We start from the raw sequence: 15,848 nt of genomic DNA, 5'->3' as shown, positions 1-15,848 counted from the left end.
GCGGTCCCCCACGGTCGACCGCACAATCCCATGGCAAACCTTGCCACAGGACCGTGTCATGGCCACGATGAACGTCTCCCAGTCCGATGAGCTCAAGCAGTTCACCGACACGCAGGCCGTCACACCCTCCTGCGGTTCCAGCGAAGAGTACTTGCGCGAATGCGTTCGCAAGCAGCACGCAGTGGAAAGGCCACGCACCACCCTGCTGGACGGACTGAATTCCGGACTTGGGCAGGTGGCTGACGATGCGTTCTTCGCCGAATGACAACGTTCAATGAAGACTCCCGGGTCAAGATTCCGGCGCTGCTGCATCTCGAGCGTCTTGGCTATCGCTACCTGTCGCTGAAACAAGCACGACGCGATCCCGGCAACAACATCTTCCCCGAGATTCTCGAAGCAGCACTGCTGCGCATCAACCCCGACCTGCGCCCGCAGGATCTGCCAAGCCTGCTCGACGAGCTGCACCTGGACCTGCAGCACGAAGACCTCGGCAAGGCCTTCCACAAGCGCCTCACCGCACGCTCGGGCGTGCGCCTTGTCGACTTCGATAACCTCGACAACAACAGCTGGCATGCCGTCACCGAACTGCCGTTCGAAAACGGCGAGGACAACTTCCGCCCCGACATCACTCTGCTGGTCAACGGCCTGCCGCTGGCGATCATCGAGGTGAAGAAGCGCATGAATCCCGGCGGCGTGCTCGAAGAGCGCCGGCGCATGGATCGTCGCCACGCCAACCGCAAGTTTCGCCACTTCTTCAACCTGATCCAGCTGCAGGTGTTCTCCAACAACATGGAGTACGACGAGGCGGCCATCGATCCCGTGCAGGGCGCGTTCTACGCCGCATCCACCTACGGCGATGCGCACTTCAACTATTTCCGCGAAGAGCGCCAGGCCGAACTTGCCAGCGCCGTCGCGCCGCTGTCCGAAGCCACCGAAGACGCCATCCTCACCGACACCAACCTGGTCAGCATCAAGGGTTCGCCGGAGTTCGAGCGCAACAAGGCCGCCGACACGCCGACCCACCGTCTGCTCACCTCGCTGTTCAGTCGCCAGCGGCTCGCCTTCATCCTGCAATACGCCTTCGCCTGGCTGGATGAGGAAGACGGCGTCCAGAAACACGTGATGCGCTACCCGCAGCTGTTCGCCACGCTGGCCATCGCCGAGCGTCTCGCGGCGGGCACGCGCAAGGGCATCATCTGGCACACCCAGGGCAGCGGCAAGACCGCGCTGGCCTATTACAACGTGCGCTTCCTCACCGACTGGTTCCAGCAGCGCGGACAGGTGCCGCGGTTCTATTTCATCGTTGACCGGCTCGACCTGCTCAAGCAGGCCCGCGACGAATTCCGCCTGCGCGGCCTCACCGTGCACGTGATCGACAGCCGCGACGCCTTCGCCCGCGACATCAAACAGAGCGGAGCCACCCGCAACGACCGTGGCACGGCCGAGATCACCGTGGTCAACATCCAGAAGTTCAAGGACGACCCGGACGTCGTCGCCGCGCAGGACTACAACCTCGCCGTGCAGCGCGTGTATTTCCTCGACGAAGTGCACCGCAGCTACAACCCGAAAGGCAGCTTCCTCGCCAACCTGGAACAGTCCGATCGCGGCGCGATCAAGATCGGCCTCACCGGCACGCCGCTGATCGGCGAGCAGTTGCAGTCCAAGGCGCTGTTCGGCGACTACATCCACAAGTACTACTACAACGCCTCCATTGCCGACGGCTACACCCTGCGCCTGATCCGCGAGGAAATCGCCACCCGCTACAAGATGGAGCTGCAGCAGGCGCTGGCAGCGATCGAAGTGCAACAGGGCGGCATCGAGCGCAAGGCGCTGTACGCCCACAAGCACTTCGTCGGCGCCATGCTCGACTACATCCTGCGCGATTTCGTGCAGTCCCGTATCACCTTCGGCGACGACAGCATCGGCGGCATGGTGATCTGCGACAGCGCCGAGCAGGCGCGCGAGCTGCACCGCCAGTTCCAGCAGCTCATGCAGCAGGAGGCGCGGCCCATCGTGGCCGAGCCGGCCAACGACGCCGCCTACCGGCAGGATCGCGTGGCCGAGGACGCCGCCCATTACGCCAGGCAGCCGCTCAGCGCCGCGCTGATCCTGCACGACGAGGGCGACAAGCAGTCGCGCGAAGACCAGGTCAAGGCCTACAAGAAAGGCCGGATCGACTTGCTGTTCGTCTACAACATGCTGCTCACCGGCTTCGACGCGCCGCGGCTCAAGAAGCTCTACTTCGGCCGCGTCATCAAGAACCACAACCTGCTGCAGGCGCTCACCCGGGTCAACCGCCGCTACGGCAAGTTCCGCTACGGCTACGTGGTGGACTTCGCCGACATCCAGGCCGAATTCGACCGGGCCAACCGCGACTACTACGACGAGCTCACCGCCGAACTGGGCGACGAGATCGAGCACTACAGCCAGCTGTTCATGAGCGAGGCCGAAATCCGCGCCAGCGTCGAGGCCATCCGCGAGGCACTGTTCGCCTTTTCGCTGGATGACGCCGAGTTGTTCTCGCAGCAGGTCGGCCAGATCCAGGATCGCCAGCAACTGCTCGCCATCGTCAAGGCGCTCACCCAGGCTCGCGAGCTGTACAACCTGATCCGTCTCGGCGGCCACGAGCAACTCGCCGGCCTGCTCGATTTCCGCAAGCTGCGCGTTCTGCACATCGAGGCGCAGAACGCGCTGGCCGCGCTCAACCTCAAGCACCAGCTGGAACACGCCGACGACACCTCCGGCCTGCTCAACCAGGCGCTGGAGGACGTGATCTTCAAGTTCGAGAAAATCGGCGAGGCCGAGCTGAAGCTGGCCGACGAACTGAAGGACATCCTGCGCCGCACCCGCGAAACCCTGGCGTCCACCCAGGACCCGCAAGACCCGGCCTGGATCAGCCTCAAGGACGAACTGGAGCGCCTGTTCAAGGCCAAGAAACTCAGCGAAGTGAGCCAGCAGGAAATGCAGGCGAACATCACCGCGCTGCGCGACATCGAACAGCACGCCCGCACACTCAACCAGGCCAACGCCAACCTCGCCGCCCGCTACGGCGGCGACGGCAAGCTGATGCGCGTGCACAAGCGCCTGCTGGATTCGCACCGCCTGGGCGACAACCAGACCCGCCTGCACGCCGCGCTGGTCGGCATCAAGCGCGACATGGACGGCGCCGTGCTCGGCAACCGCGCACTGCTGGGCAACCCGGCGTTCTTCGAGCGCAGCGTCATGCCCATCGTGATGCGCCACTTCCAGGACAAGCCGCCCGAGCCGGATGCCGACACCCGCCGCCTGATCCAGCGGCTGCTGGTGGGCGAATACCTGGGCGAATCCCAGGGCCGGTTGCCGTTCGACCGGGGATGAACCCCCGTTGCTGGCGGCCCGGCGCTCACCGTGCTAGCGTTGTATCGCAAATGCTATGCAAGAGGATGCCACCATGAAAACCGCCACCTTGCCGCCCCTGCGTGTCGCTCCCGAGCTGCGCCAGGCGGCCGAATCCGTACTGCGCGAGGGCGAGACCTTGTCCAGTTTCATGGAACAGTCCCTGCGCGACGAGGTGAATCGCCGCCACATGCAAGCCGAGTTTATCGCCCGCGGTCTGGCGGCGCGGGAAGACGCCAAGCGCACCGGCGTGTACTACACGGTCAATGAATCGCTCGCGGGTTTGGACGCCATTCTCGCCAAGCACAAACCCGACGCCCGGTGAGTTTCCGGGTCCGGATCAGCCAGGCCGCGCAGCACGATCTCGAACGCCTGCTGGATTTCCTCGCACCCGTGGACTATCCCGCGGCCCTGCGCGCACGCGCGGCGATCGAGCGCGGCTACGCCTTTCTGGCGGACATGCCGTTTTCCTGCCGCAAGGTGGACGACGCCAACCCCTTCCTGCGCGAGCTGGTCATCCCTTTCGGCCACGCCGGCTACGTCGCCTTGTTCGACATCGAAGACGAGCACACCCTCACCATCCTCGCCGTGCGCCACCAGCGCGAAGACGACTACCACTGATGGGCAGCAACCGACCCCATCCCACCCCCACACAGACCGCCATGAACCCCAGCTACCAGCAACAAACCCGCGACCTGATCGACGGCCTCAAGGCCGTGTGCGCCAGCAACGGCCTCGGCAACGACGGCAACGAATACAAGATCATCGTGCAGACCTTTCTGTACAAGCTGCTGTGCGACAAGTTCGCCTACGAGATGAAGCGCGCGTGCCCGGCGCTGGCCGGCGTGGATGACTGGATCGTCGGTTGGCAGGCACTGCCCGAAGAGGCGCAGCAAGACCTGCAAGACATGCTGCCTGCGGAAACACCACGGCTCACCGCCGACCAATTGATCCCCAGCCTGTTCAACCGCCAGAGCGAACCCGGCTTCGCCAGGCTGTGGGACGACACCCTGATCGCCATCGCCGTGGCCAATAACGAGATCTTCGCGGTGCAGACCGATGACGGCGAAAAGGTGCCGCTGTTCGACCGCCTCAGCGAATACGTCACCGGCAGCGCCGACAAGCGCGACGGCTTCGTGCGCGCGCTGTTCAACAAGCTGGTGGGGGTGAGCTTCGAGCGCCTGTTCGAGCAGAAGTACGACTTCTACGCCGCCCTGTTCGAGTACCTGATCAAGGACTACAACAAGGACAACGGCGGCAAGTACGCCGAGTACTACACCCCCCACGCGGTGGCCACCATCATGGCCGACATCCTGGTGCCGCAAGACCAGCGCGGCACGGTGAAAAACGTCACCTGCTACGACCCCGCCTCGGGCTCGGGCACCTTGTTGATGGCGCTGGCGCATGCCATCGGCGAAGACCATTGCAGCATCTGGTCGCAGGACATCTCGCAAAAATCCTCCAGCCTGCTGCGCCTGAACCTGGTGCTCAACAAGCTGGTGCACTCCATCCCCAATATCACCCAGGGCAACACCATCCTGCATCCGGTGCACAAAGAGGGAAAAGCGCTACGTCGCTTCGACTACATCGTCTCCAATCCGCCGTTCAAGATGGATTTTTCCGACTTCCGCGACGACCTGGACAGCGACGCCAACGCCAGCCGCTTCTTCGCCGGCATCCCCAAGGTGCCGGCCAAGGCCAAGGACAAGATGGCGATCTACCTCTTGTTCATCCAGCACATCATCGCCAGCCTCAAACCCGGCGGCAAAGCCGCCGTGGTCGTGCCCACCGGCTTCATCACCGCCGCCAGCGGCATCGAGCTGCGCATCCGCCAGAAGCTGGTGGACGAGCAGATGATCGCCGGCGTGGTCTCCATGCCCAGCAACATCTTCGCCACCACCGGCACCAACGTGTCGATCCTGTTCCTGGACACCACCAACCGCGACGGCGTGGTGCTGATCGACGCCTCCGCGCTGGGCGAGAAGGTGAAGGAAGGCAAGAACCAGAAAACCCTGCTGAGTGGCGCCGAGGAGCAGCGGATCGTGGCCACCTTCAACGCCCGCGAGGCAGTGGAGGATTTTTCGGTGGTGGTCGATCACGCAGCGATCGCGGCGAAGAACTATTCGCTGAGTGCGGGGCAGTATTTCGAGGTGACGATCGCCTACGAGGACATCACGCCGAAGCAGTTTGCAGAGAAGATTAAAGGTTTCCAGTCGCGGCTTGAGAAGATGTTCGGCGAATCGGCGAAGCTGGAAAGCCAAATCAAGAAGCAATTGGCGGGATTGCACCTGTGACTGGAAAGCGCGCGTTTGATGGCGAAACCGCCGAATTGGAGTCGTTGTGTGCAGCGATAACCGATTGCCACCATTCCACGCCAAATTGGACGGATGCCGGCTGGATCGTCGTTCGTAGCGAGAACATCAAGAACGGCAAGATTTCGCTCGATTCCCCGTCGTACACGGATGAGGCTAGTTTTCGAGAGCGCATCGCTCGTAGCGTCCCGCAACCGGGTGACCTCATCATCACGCGTGAAGCGCCGATGGGTGAAATCGGGATGATTCCCGATGGCGTGACTTGCTGCCTGGGCCAGCGGCAGGTTCTTATCAAGCCCGATGCGGCGAAGGTGGACAAACACTATTTGCTTTACGCGATGCAGTCTCATTTCGTGCAAATGCAGATTGGTGCGAGCAACGCTACGGGTTCAACCGTGAGCAATTTACGGATTCCGTTGCTCAAAGAGCTTGCGATCCCCCTGATCGGCGACAAGCTGACGCAAGGAAAAATCGCGGCGGTGCTGTCCGCTCTCGACGCCAAGATCGACCTCAACCACCGCATCAACGCCGAGCTGGAGGCACTGGCGAAGACGATCTACGACTACTGGTTCGTGCAGTTCGACTTCCCCGACGCCCACGGCCGCCCGTACAAGTCCAGCGGCGGCGCGATGGTCTGGAACGACACCCTCAAGCGCGAGATTCCGGCGGGGTGGGGCGATGCGTTGCTCGGTAACATTGTCGATATCTTGGACTCAAAAAGAGTTCCGCTTTCGAAGCAACAGCGGGAGAGCCGACCGGGAAGCATTCCCTATTACGGCGCAACAGGCATATTTGGTTTCATCGATGATTTCTTGTTTGACGAAGAACTTCTTCTGTTGGCGGAAGATGGATCGGTGATGGATGATCGTGGCAAGGTCGTTCTTCAGAGAATCTGGGGCAAGTCGTGGGTTAACAATCATGCCCATGTGCTTCGCCCAAGAAACGGGTGGACCGTCGATCTGCTTTATCTGATGTTGAGAGAAACACCCGCTATTCAAATGATGAGTGGATCGATACAGAAGAAGATCACACAGGAAAATTTGAACGCCGCTCGAATTCTTGTAGCTCCAGACCCCATCAGGAGATCGCTGACAAGCGTCTTGGTGGTTCTGCGCGACCGGCAAAAACTGGCAATTGAGGAGTCGGCGGAGCTCACCCTACTCCGCGATTGGCTCCTCCCCCTGCTGATGAACGGCCAGGTGCGCGTGGCATGACCGTGCTGCGCTGCACCGCCAAGTTGCTCAAGCGCCTGAAGCAGCCGGCCAAGCCGCCGGAACCCGCGCCCGAGGCGAACCCGCTGGGCGAGTGGTATGCGGACATCGAGGTCTGGCGCCGGCAGCCGTTCGTGGTGTTGCTCAATGCCGCCACCGGCGCGCTGCTGGTGCTGCCGGGCAATGCGGCCAACCTGCGCGTGCTGCACGAGCGCGCGCTGCTGCAGTTCGCCGCCATCGCCGAACATCACGGTCTGCGCGGGCCGGGCGTGGATGCGGAGCTGCATGGCTTCGACGCCGGCTTCGCCTTCGCCGCCACCCGCGACCGCAGCCTGCTGTCATCGCTCAACCAGCGCAAGTTCGCGTTCTGGCTGGCGCTGGAACATGGCGATCGCTCCCTGCCGGAGGTTGCCGCGCAGGAATGGGACGGCCTGTTCAAGCATGCCGCGCTGGGCCGCAACGCGCGCCACAACATGGAATACCACCGCCCGCTCGACTTGTTGCGGCAGCATCTGCTGCCCGCAGCGCAGATGCTCCCTTTCGACCGCGCCGCCCCGCCCGCCTCGCACTAAAACGAAGCGTTGTGCTCAGGCTTCGCCCTTGGCCACGGGCCGCGACGGATCGCTGACCCAGCCGCTCCACGACGGCGCGTAGAGCTTCGAGCCATTCAGACCGGCGTATTCCATCGCCAGCAGGTTGTGGCAGGCGGTGACGCCGGAGCCGCACGAGTGCACGACTTGCTCTGGCGCATGCGTGCCGATCAACGCGAGGAATTCGTTCTTCAATTCGGCGGCGGGCCTGAAGCGGCCGTCGGCATCCAGGTTGTCGGCGAACGGGCGGTTCAGCGCGCCGGGAATATGTCCGCCGACGCGATCGAGCGGCTCCACGTCGCCGCGATAGCGCGGCGTGGCGCGCGCATCCAGCACCACTTGCTGCGACTGCCCGACCACCGCGTCGTGATCGAGGATCACCTGGTCCGGATCGAAGTGGACCACCACCTGCGTCGACGTGCGTTCGGTGGCTCCTGTTTCCATCGGCAAGCCGGCGGACTGCCAGGCAGCCAGGCCACCGTCGAGCACCGCGACCGCATGCTCGCCGGCAAGGCGCAGCAACCACCACAGGCGCGACGCGGCCATGGCGCCGTTGGCGGCGTCGTAAGCCACCACCTGCAGGCCGGGGAGCCAGCCCCAGCGACCCAGCAGATCGGTAAAGGCCGATTCGGACGGCAAGGGATGCCGGCCCAAGCCTTCGGACCGCCGCGAAAGGTCGGACAGATCACGGTCGAGATCGGCGAACACGGCACCGGGAATGTGCCCGGCGCGATAGTCGCGCTCGGCTTGGGTCGTATCGGCCATCACGTGGCGACAATCGACGACAAGCACATCCGACGGCGGCAACGCGGCGAGTTCGGCGACGGAAATCAGCGTGGTTTTCATGCGCGTTTCATCCTCTCCAGCATGTTCAGCAAGATGGCCGCGGTGGCGCCCCAGATGCGGTGGCCACCATGCACGAATTCCACCATCTCGCGCTGGCGGCCACGGTACTCCATCACGTAGCGACGCAGGTTGGCCGGTTCGAGAAAGAACGACAGCGGCACCTCGAACACTTCGTCCACCTCGTCCGGCGACGGGCGCAAGCGCGCGCTGGCGTCGATGCACGCCACCACCGGGGTGATGCAAAAGCCGCTGATGGTTTCGAAACAGTCGAGGTAACCCTGCGGCGACGCCAGCGTGCGATCGAGGCCGATTTCCTCCTCGCTTTCGCGCAGCGCGGTGACTACTGCGTCGCCATCGGCGGCATCGCGACTGCCGCCCGGGAACGCCACCTGTCCGGCATGTGCGGTGAGGTGGCTGGTGCGCACGGTGAGGATGATTCGCGGCTGCACGCCTTCGCGCAGGCCGATCAGCACGGATGCCGGCCGCAATGGCACATCGCCCAGCAACTCGACCATCGATGCATGGTTCCAGCCCGGCCCCGACGGCGGCGAAGACAGCGGGATCAGCGACTGCAGAAGCTCGTCGATCATGCCGGCGGCCTTGCCGGCAGCACCACGTCCATCCAGTAACGCCGCTCGGTCTCGCTCATCTCGCGCCAGTGACCGATTTCCTCGCCGGTGCGGCGGCACCCGACGCAATAGCCACGCGCATCCAGCCGACAGATGCCGACACAGGGCGTGAGGACGGGAGGAGGTACGGCAGGGTCGTTCGACATGCCCGGCCATGTTACCACCGGCCGGGCTCCGTCCCGATGACCCGGCGTCACGCGATCAGGGATGGTTTGGCCCGGACTTGATGTCGAGCAGCTCGATCTCGAACACCAGCGCCTCGTTCGGCCCGATCCGCGGCAATGCGCCATGCTTGCCGTAGGCCAGCTGCGGCGGGATCACCACCTTCCAGCGATCGCCCACGTGCATGCGCGGAATCACGTCCTGCCAACCGCGGATCACGTTGTTGACGGCGAAGCTGACCGGCTGGCCACGCGCCCAGGTACTGTCGAATTCGGTGCCGTCGGTGAGCATGCCGCGATAGTTCACCGTCACCGTGCTGGTGACGGTCGGGGTGATCGTGCCACTGCCCTTCTTGATCACCGAATACTGGATGCCCGAGGGCAACTGCACCACGCCGGGCTGCTTGGCATTGCTCGCCATGTACGCCTGGCTCTTGCGCAGGTTCGCTTCCGCCAGATGCCGGAACTCGGACACGGCCTGCGCATGCATCTGGTGATCGAGCTCGTGCAGCTGCTGGCGCATGTCCTGCATCGATACCGATGGCGGGCGCTTGGCGAAGGCATCACGGATTGCCTGCTGCAAAGTGGCCAGGTCCACTGCTGGCTGGCCATCCGCGAACTGGCTGCCGATCTGGTAGCCGATGGCATAGGAAAGCTTGTGCTTGTCCAGCTTCACCGCCGGTGTGCCGGGCGCCATCATGCGCTGCTGCGCCAGCGTCGCTCCCGCGACGAAAAGCAGGCCGAAGGCGAGCCAACGCAGTCGTGTCATTCCATATCTCCAGCGGACGGACCTACAGCGCAACATCCTAGGTGGTTCCACTGCGACATGCAGCAGCTACCGACCGATCCGGCGCACGGAACTGAGAAACCCGACAACGGCAAAGGTTCCCGCTGCTACCATGCCGGCTTTGCCCTGCCGGAATCCCCATCATGGCTTATCGCAACCTGGAAATCTCCAACCGTGGCGCGGTGCGCACCATCACCGTGAACCGTCCCGACAAGCTCAATGCGCTGAACCGCGACACGCTCAACGAGCTGACCATCGCCTTCGCCCAGGCCGCGCAGGACGACGCCATGCGCGCCGTGGTGTTGACCGGCGCCGGCGAGAAGGCCTTCGTGGCCGGCGCCGACATTGCCGAGATGAATGGTTACACGCCGGTGCAGGCGCAAGGCTTCTCGCGTGCAGGCCAACGCCTGATGAGCTCGATCGAGCGACTGGGCAAGCCGGTGATCGCACGCATCCAGGGCTTCGCGCTGGGTGGCGGCATGGAACTGGCGATGGCCTGCCATCTGCGCGTCGCCAGCGAGAAGGCCAGGTTCGGCCAGCCCGAGATCAACCTCGGCCTGATCCCCGGCTTCGGCGGCACCCAGCGCCTGTTGCGCCTGGCCGGCCGCAGCGCTGCGCTGGAACTGTGCCTCACCGGCGCGCCGATCGGCGCACAACGCGCGTACGAGCTGGGCATCGTCAACCGTGTGGTGGCGCCTGAGGCATTGGACGAGAGCGTGGCCGCCCTGGCCGATCAGCTGGCCGCCGCCGCACCACTGGCCGCTGCCGGCATTCTCGATGCGGTGTTGCAGGGAGGCGAAGCTGCGCTCGACCAGGGCCTGGAATTCGAAACCCAGGGCTTCGCACTGATGTTCTCCACCGACGACATGCACGAAGGCACCAGCGCCTTTCTGGAAAAGCGCAAGGCGGCATTCAAGGGCAGCTGACCATCGCTGTTCTCCCTCTCCCCGGCGGGGAGAGGAAGTCATCGCGTGCCGCGGTTGCTCAACGCTTGGTGTTCTCCCTCTCCCTTCCGGGGAGAGGGTTGGGGTGAGGAGCCGCTCCTGCGACAAGCTCGCTCATGCCATGCTTTCGCGAGCACCCGCCCCTCACCTCGGTCCTCTCCCCGGCGGGGGAGAGGAAGTCACGGCGCACCGCGGCTGCTCAACGCTTGGTGTTCTCCCTCTCCCCTCCGGGGAGAGGGTTGGGGTGAGGGGGCACTCCAGCGACAACCTCACCCATGCCACGCTTTCACGAGCACCCACCCCTCACCTCGGTCCTCTCCCCGGCGGGGAGAGGAAGTCACGGCGCACCGCGGCTGCTCAACGCTTGGTGTTCTCCCTCTCCCCTCCGGGGAGAGGAAGTCATCGCGAACCGCAGTTTCTCAGTGATCCCCGCCGCGATACTTTTTCTCGCCGGCGGTCACCGCGATATCCAGCCGGTTTTCCGGCGGTGCCAGCGGACACGTGGCGAACGGCGTGAAGGCACATGGCGGGTTGTAGGCCCGGTTGAAATCCAGCACCAGCTTGCCCGGCTTGTCGATGCCACCCGCGGGTAACGCCGCGTAGAGGAAGCGCGCAGCACCGTAGGTCTGCTTGCCCGACGTCTTGTCGGCCAGCACGAAGAACAACTCGCCGCCGGGCTCTTCCTGGTACGGCAGCAGCTCGAAAGTCTGGCCGTCACGGTGAAACACGGCCTTGCCCGGAATCTTCACCGTGTCGATGGTTCCGATCGCCGTGCCCATCTGCAGGTCATGCGGCGGATCGAACGGCACCCAGTCGGCCTCGATGCGCCACGACGGGTCGATCGGAAAATAGTCAATACCGACGAAGTCACGGCGCGCCGCGGCATCGCTGTCTTTCACCCGCAACGCCCTGCGCCCGTCGCGATCGATCACGAAGAAGCTCGCGTGGCCGAAACGCACCGTGGTCGGTGCGGCATCGCCATTGACGTGCATGTCATCGACCAGGGTTGCCGATTCGAGCTTCTGGCCATCGATGGTCGCATCCACACCCTTCGCCAACGCGATACGGGTCGTCCCGTCGGCAGCCACCGTCACGACGCCAAGATGCGCAGGCCCGGCCTTCAGCACGATGTCGTTGTCGGCCGCACTGCCGACGCGATTCGCACCCTCGTGCAGCCATTCCAGGCCGATCAGGCTGAGCCAGCCATCGGGCGCCGTGAGTCGCGCCACGCGGGCGGCACGCCACTGTTCGACTTGCTGTGTGTAGGCAGTGCTGGAATGGGGAACATCAGTGGCATGCACGGCGGCGACTCCGGGAATCAAGGCAAGAAGAAAGGCGGCGACACGCAACATGGGGGCGATCCGCGGCAATGGAAGGCTTGAGTATGGACGTCCAAACGCCGGGCCGACAAGCCTTGATGCCACAACCATTCCCGGCGTCATCACGGAATCGCGCAGCGATATCCGGGATCCAGCGCCTTCCGGCGCATGATGTCAACGTCACCGGATTGCCACTTCGCGGCAATGACGAATCTCCACGTTTATCGCCCGCGCATGAACAACCGGTCCAGCTCGGACAGCGAAAGCTGCGTCCAGGTCGGTCGACCATGGTTGCATTGGCCGGAACGCTCGGTGGCTTCCATGTCGCGCAGCAACGCATTCATTTCGGGAATCGACAGGCGCCGCCCCGCACGCACCGAACCATGGCATGCCATGGTGGAAAGCAGCTCGTTTTCCAGCTCCTGCAGACGGCGCGAGCTGCCGTGCTGGGCCAGTTCGGCCAGCACGTCACGGGCGAGCTGACCTACGTCGGCGCCCTCAAGCAAGGCCGGGATGCGCCGCACCACCACCCCGGACGGACCGCTGCGCGACAGTTCCAGCCCCCACTCGGCAAGGGCGTCGGCGTGCTCCTCGGCGGCAGCCGCCTCCTTCGCGCTGACCGCCAGGCTCAAGGGGACAAGCAGCAATTGCGAGCGCAGGTTGCTGCACGCACGCCCGGTCTTGAGCCTCTCGTAGGTGATCCGCTCGTGCGCGGCGTGCATGTCCACCAGCACCAGGCCCTGCGCATTCTCGGCGAGCACGTAGATGTTCTTGAGCTGGGCGATGGCGTAACCCAGCGGCGGCGCTTCTCCGGGTTCGCTTTCCGCCATCGGCGCGACGGCAGGTGCCGCGCGTGGAAGCTCGCCGACCAGTGCCGCGTAGTCGGCCAGCGGCTGGTCGCGCACACCCAGCGTCAGTCGGCTCTGCGACGCGTGCGTCGGCCACGTTTGCATGGCCGGCAAGCCGGGCACGCGCTCGCTGGAAGATGCACCCGATGTCGTCATGTGCAGGCGACCGTCGTCAGCCTGTGCGTGCGATTCAACCTGCCCCGCGCGTGTCTGCGCCAACGCCTCGTGCAAGGTGCGGAACAGAAAGTCGTGCACCAGCCGCTGCTCGCGGAAGCGCACTTCGTGCTTGGCCGGATGCACGTTGACGTCGACGCCGGCCGGATCAAGTTCCAGGTACAGCACGAAGACCGGATGGCGACCGTGGAACAGCACGTCGGCATAGGCCTGACGCACCGCGTGCGTCACCACGCGGTCGCGCACCAGCCGGCCGTTGACGTAGAAATACTGCGAGTCGGCCTGCGAACGCGAGGCAGTGGGCAAACCCACCCAGCCAGACAAACGCATGCCCGCGGCGGCATGTTCGACGCGCAGGCTTTGTTGCGGAAAATCGGCGCCAAGCACTTCGGCCACGCGCTGCAACTCGGCCTGTTCGTCGCGCGCGGTCTTCCAGATGCGCACCGGCTTGCCGTTGTGACTGAGCCGGAACTCCACCGCGCCGCGCGCCAGTGCCAACGACTTCAGCAAATCGTCGATATGGGCGAACTCGGTGCGTTCGGCGCGCATGAATTTCTTGCGCGCCGGCACGTTGTAGAACAGGTCGCGCACTTCCACGCTGGTGCCCGGCGGATGCTGCGCGGGGCGCGCCGCCTGCAGCTTGCCGCCGTCGACCTCGATGCGGAACGCATTGTCCGCATCGCGCGGACGCGAGGTGAGCGCGAATCGCGCCACCGACGACACCGAGGCCAGCGCCTCGCCGCGGAACCCCATGCTGGCGACGTGCTCGAGATCATCGAAGCTGCCGATCTTGCTGGTGGCGTGCGAGGCCACCGCCAACTGCAATTCGTCCGGTGCGATGCCGCCGCCATCGTCGCGTACGCGAATCAGCCGCGCGCCACCGGCCTCGATGTCCACCTCGATGCGCGTGGCGCCGGCGTCGAGGCTGTTCTCGACCAGTTCCTTGACCACCGAGGACGGCCGCTCGATGACTTCACCGGCGGCGATCTGGTTGATGAGTGCGGGGGGGAGCGGGCGAATCTGGGGCATCGGCCAAGCTTAACCAGCGTGCCCCGACAACAAAAGCGGACGGTGGCGATGAATCCGCCCATCCGCCCCACGGGCCGTTCAGCCCGTGGGAATCATCAGCACCGTGCCGGCCTGCAGGCTGTTGCTGCTGATGCCGTTGGCGCTTTTCAGCGAGCTGACGCTCACGCCGTACTGGTGCGCGATGCTGCTCAGGCTTTCGCCGCGGGCGACGCGGTGCTTGTCGCCACCCTTGGCCGCGCCCGCACCGGATTTGGCCGAGGCGTCGACCGAAGCCAGTTGGACGCCCGCCCGACGCGCAGCCTGCGCGGCAAACCAGGTGCCCGGCGGCGGCGAGCTTTCGAAGTAATCCTTCACGCCGCCCATCACCGCCGTCGCCAGCGCGCGCTGGTGCTGGGGATTGCGCAGCTTGCGCTCTTCCGTCGGATTGCTGATGAAGGCGGTCTCGACCAGGATCGACGGCACATCGGGCGAACGCAGCACCACGAAGTTGGCGTGCTCGATGTGATCGCGATGAGTCGGCCCAAGCTGGGCCAGCGCCTTGAGCACATTGTTCGCCACCACGTCGCTGGCCTGCACCGCCCAGCCCTGCTGCATGTCCAGCAGCACGGAGGCGAGGCTGTCGTTTTCAGCCGCCAGCGACACACCGCCAATCAGATCGGAGCTGTTTTCGCGATCGGCCAGCAACCGTGCGGCCACCGAGCTCTTGCCACGCGAGGACAACACCCATACCGACGAACCGCGCGCATCGCTGCTGGTGTAGGAATCGGCGTGGATCGAGATGAACAGGTCGGCCTTGTCGGCACGCGCGATCTCATAGCGTCGCTTGAGCGGAATGTAATAGTCGCCCGTGCGCGTCAGCACCGCCTTCATGCCCGGCTGCTTGTTGATCTGGGCCGCCAGATCACGCGCCACCGCCAGCGTCACGTTCTTTTCCAGCGTGCCATCGGGACCATGGGCGCCGGGATCCTTGCCGCCGTGACCGGCATCGATCGCCACGATCACCTTGCGCTCGCCACCGAGCAGCGCTGCCACCTGGCGGGAGTCCAGCTTCTTGAAATCGGAGACGCGATGAACCTCTGCCGTGGGGATCACGACCGGCTTGCCCGTCGTCTTGGCCGACGCAACCGTCTTGGTAGCTGCAGCGGCGTTGTCGGGATACAGATCGAGCACCAGGCGATAACCGGCCTTGCCGGAAGGGCCGAGCATGAAGTCGCGCGGACGACTGCCCGGCGCCACGTTCGCCGCCAGCTGCAAGGTGCCGCCCTCACGGGTATTCGTCATGCCCTTGAAGCGCCCTTGCGCCGCCGGACCGTTGAAGCCGCCCGCCAGGCTGCTGGCCGGCAGGGCAATCACCACCTTGCCATCCTGCTGGCTGAGCTTGTAATGCACCGGCCCGGACAGGTCGAACACCACGCGGGTGTAATCCGGCCCGGCCCAGACGCGTGCATCCTTCACTTCGGCCGCGCTGGAAGCACCGCACGGCACCGCTGTCGCCATTGCGACACCAGCCATCCACAGCAGACGCGTCAGGGTTCCGTTCATAGGCAGCATTGAAGCGCAGCAAATGGACGATTGCAAGGGCTTTTCCCTTGAATATCCATAACCTGCACACTATTCGTCAGA

General features: G+C 64.5%; 15 protein-coding genes. 8 read left to right on the top strand and 7 right to left on the bottom strand.

Annotated features, from left to right (window positions below; genetic code table 11):
* The first annotated feature begins 58 nt into the window (after positions 1 to 58).
* From AB7849_RS08415 to AB7849_RS08385, 7 genes are all read left to right on the top strand, one after another.
* Positions 59 to 265 (top strand): ribbon-helix-helix domain-containing protein, encoded by a 207-nt coding sequence (locus tag AB7849_RS08415; protein WP_008213282.1) that lies wholly within the window; start codon positions 59 to 61, stop codon positions 263 to 265.
* Complete coding sequence (locus tag AB7849_RS08410) at positions 262 to 3,357, top strand: type I restriction endonuclease subunit R (protein WP_369500837.1); 3,096 nt, start codon at positions 262 to 264, stop codon at positions 3,355 to 3,357. The genes AB7849_RS08415 and AB7849_RS08410 overlap by 4 nt, the downstream gene beginning before the upstream one ends.
* Positions 3,358 to 3,430: 73 nt before the next feature.
* Positions 3,431 to 3,700 (top strand): YlcI/YnfO family protein, encoded by a 270-nt coding sequence (locus AB7849_RS08405; protein ID WP_008213280.1) that lies wholly within the window; start codon positions 3,431 to 3,433, stop codon positions 3,698 to 3,700.
* On the top strand, positions 3,697 to 3,996 hold the full coding sequence (locus AB7849_RS08400) for a type II toxin-antitoxin system RelE/ParE family toxin (RefSeq protein WP_008213279.1): 300 nt from the start codon (positions 3,697 to 3,699) through the stop codon (positions 3,994 to 3,996). Before AB7849_RS08405 ends, AB7849_RS08400 begins: the two co-directional genes overlap by 4 nt.
* Before the next feature lie 41 nt (positions 3,997 to 4,037).
* Positions 4,038 to 5,669, top strand: a complete 1,632-nt coding sequence (locus AB7849_RS08395; protein ID WP_037100725.1) for an HsdM family class I SAM-dependent methyltransferase — start codon at positions 4,038 to 4,040, stop codon at positions 5,667 to 5,669.
* Positions 5,666 to 6,901, top strand: coding sequence for a restriction endonuclease subunit S (locus AB7849_RS08390; protein WP_369500835.1), 1,236 nt, complete (start codon positions 5,666 to 5,668; stop codon positions 6,899 to 6,901). The genes AB7849_RS08395 and AB7849_RS08390 overlap by 4 nt, the downstream gene beginning before the upstream one ends.
* Positions 6,898 to 7,470, top strand: a complete 573-nt coding sequence (locus tag AB7849_RS08385; protein ID WP_008213274.1) for a DUF6933 domain-containing protein — start codon at positions 6,898 to 6,900, stop codon at positions 7,468 to 7,470. The genes AB7849_RS08390 and AB7849_RS08385 overlap by 4 nt, the downstream gene beginning before the upstream one ends.
* A gap of 15 nt (positions 7,471 to 7,485) precedes the next feature.
* Here AB7849_RS08385 and AB7849_RS08380 read toward each other — a convergent pair whose 3' ends face one another.
* The 4 genes from AB7849_RS08380 to AB7849_RS08365 are packed head-to-tail and all read right to left on the bottom strand — an operon-like array spanning position 7,486 to position 9,893.
* Positions 7,486 to 8,334, bottom strand: coding sequence for a sulfurtransferase (locus tag AB7849_RS08380; RefSeq protein WP_008213272.1), 849 nt, complete (start codon positions 8,332 to 8,334; stop codon positions 7,486 to 7,488).
* Positions 8,331 to 8,924 carry an NUDIX hydrolase gene (locus AB7849_RS08375; RefSeq protein WP_037100722.1) on the bottom strand — a complete coding sequence of 198 codons (594 nt, stop codon included), beginning with the start codon at positions 8,922 to 8,924 and terminating at the stop codon, positions 8,331 to 8,333. Before AB7849_RS08375 ends, AB7849_RS08380 begins: the two co-directional genes overlap by 4 nt.
* A complete protein-coding gene (locus tag AB7849_RS08370; RefSeq protein ID WP_245734774.1) occupies positions 8,921 to 9,109 on the bottom strand; it encodes a DUF1289 domain-containing protein in 189 nt (62 codons plus the stop codon). Before AB7849_RS08370 ends, AB7849_RS08375 begins: the two co-directional genes overlap by 4 nt.
* Before the next feature lie 55 nt (positions 9,110 to 9,164).
* Entirely contained in the window at positions 9,165 to 9,893 is a 729-nt protein-coding gene (locus AB7849_RS08365) for an FKBP-type peptidyl-prolyl cis-trans isomerase (protein ID WP_008213269.1), read from the bottom strand.
* 161 nt (positions 9,894 to 10,054) lie between these two features.
* On the opposite strand from AB7849_RS08365, the gene AB7849_RS08360 reads away from it, so the two are divergent.
* Entirely contained in the window at positions 10,055 to 10,837 is a 783-nt protein-coding gene (locus AB7849_RS08360; RefSeq protein ID WP_369500834.1) for an enoyl-CoA hydratase-related protein, read from the top strand.
* A gap of 437 nt (positions 10,838 to 11,274) precedes the next feature.
* Here AB7849_RS08360 and AB7849_RS08355 read toward each other — a convergent pair whose 3' ends face one another.
* The 3 genes from AB7849_RS08355 to AB7849_RS08345 form a co-directional block, all read right to left on the bottom strand.
* Positions 11,275 to 12,207 (bottom strand): DUF1684 domain-containing protein, encoded by a 933-nt coding sequence (locus AB7849_RS08355; protein ID WP_008210955.1) that lies wholly within the window; start codon positions 12,205 to 12,207, stop codon positions 11,275 to 11,277.
* A 188-nt stretch (positions 12,208 to 12,395) separates the two neighbouring features.
* The gene (mutL, locus tag AB7849_RS08350) at positions 12,396 to 14,225 is read right to left on the bottom strand and encodes a DNA mismatch repair endonuclease MutL (RefSeq protein ID WP_008210954.1); all 1,830 of its coding nucleotides are present in this window, start codon (positions 14,223 to 14,225) and stop codon (positions 12,396 to 12,398) included.
* A gap of 78 nt (positions 14,226 to 14,303) precedes the next feature.
* On the bottom strand, positions 14,304 to 15,767 hold the full coding sequence (locus tag AB7849_RS08345) for an N-acetylmuramoyl-L-alanine amidase (protein ID WP_008210952.1): 1,464 nt from the start codon (positions 15,765 to 15,767) through the stop codon (positions 14,304 to 14,306).
* Positions 15,768 to 15,848: the final 81 nt, after the last annotated feature.

Source organism: Rhodanobacter sp. FW021-MT20, from assembly GCF_041107475.1.
GTDB lineage: Bacteria > Pseudomonadota > Gammaproteobacteria > Xanthomonadales > Rhodanobacteraceae > Rhodanobacter_A > Rhodanobacter_A glycinis.
This window is presented reverse-complemented; position numbering and strand designations above follow the sequence as displayed.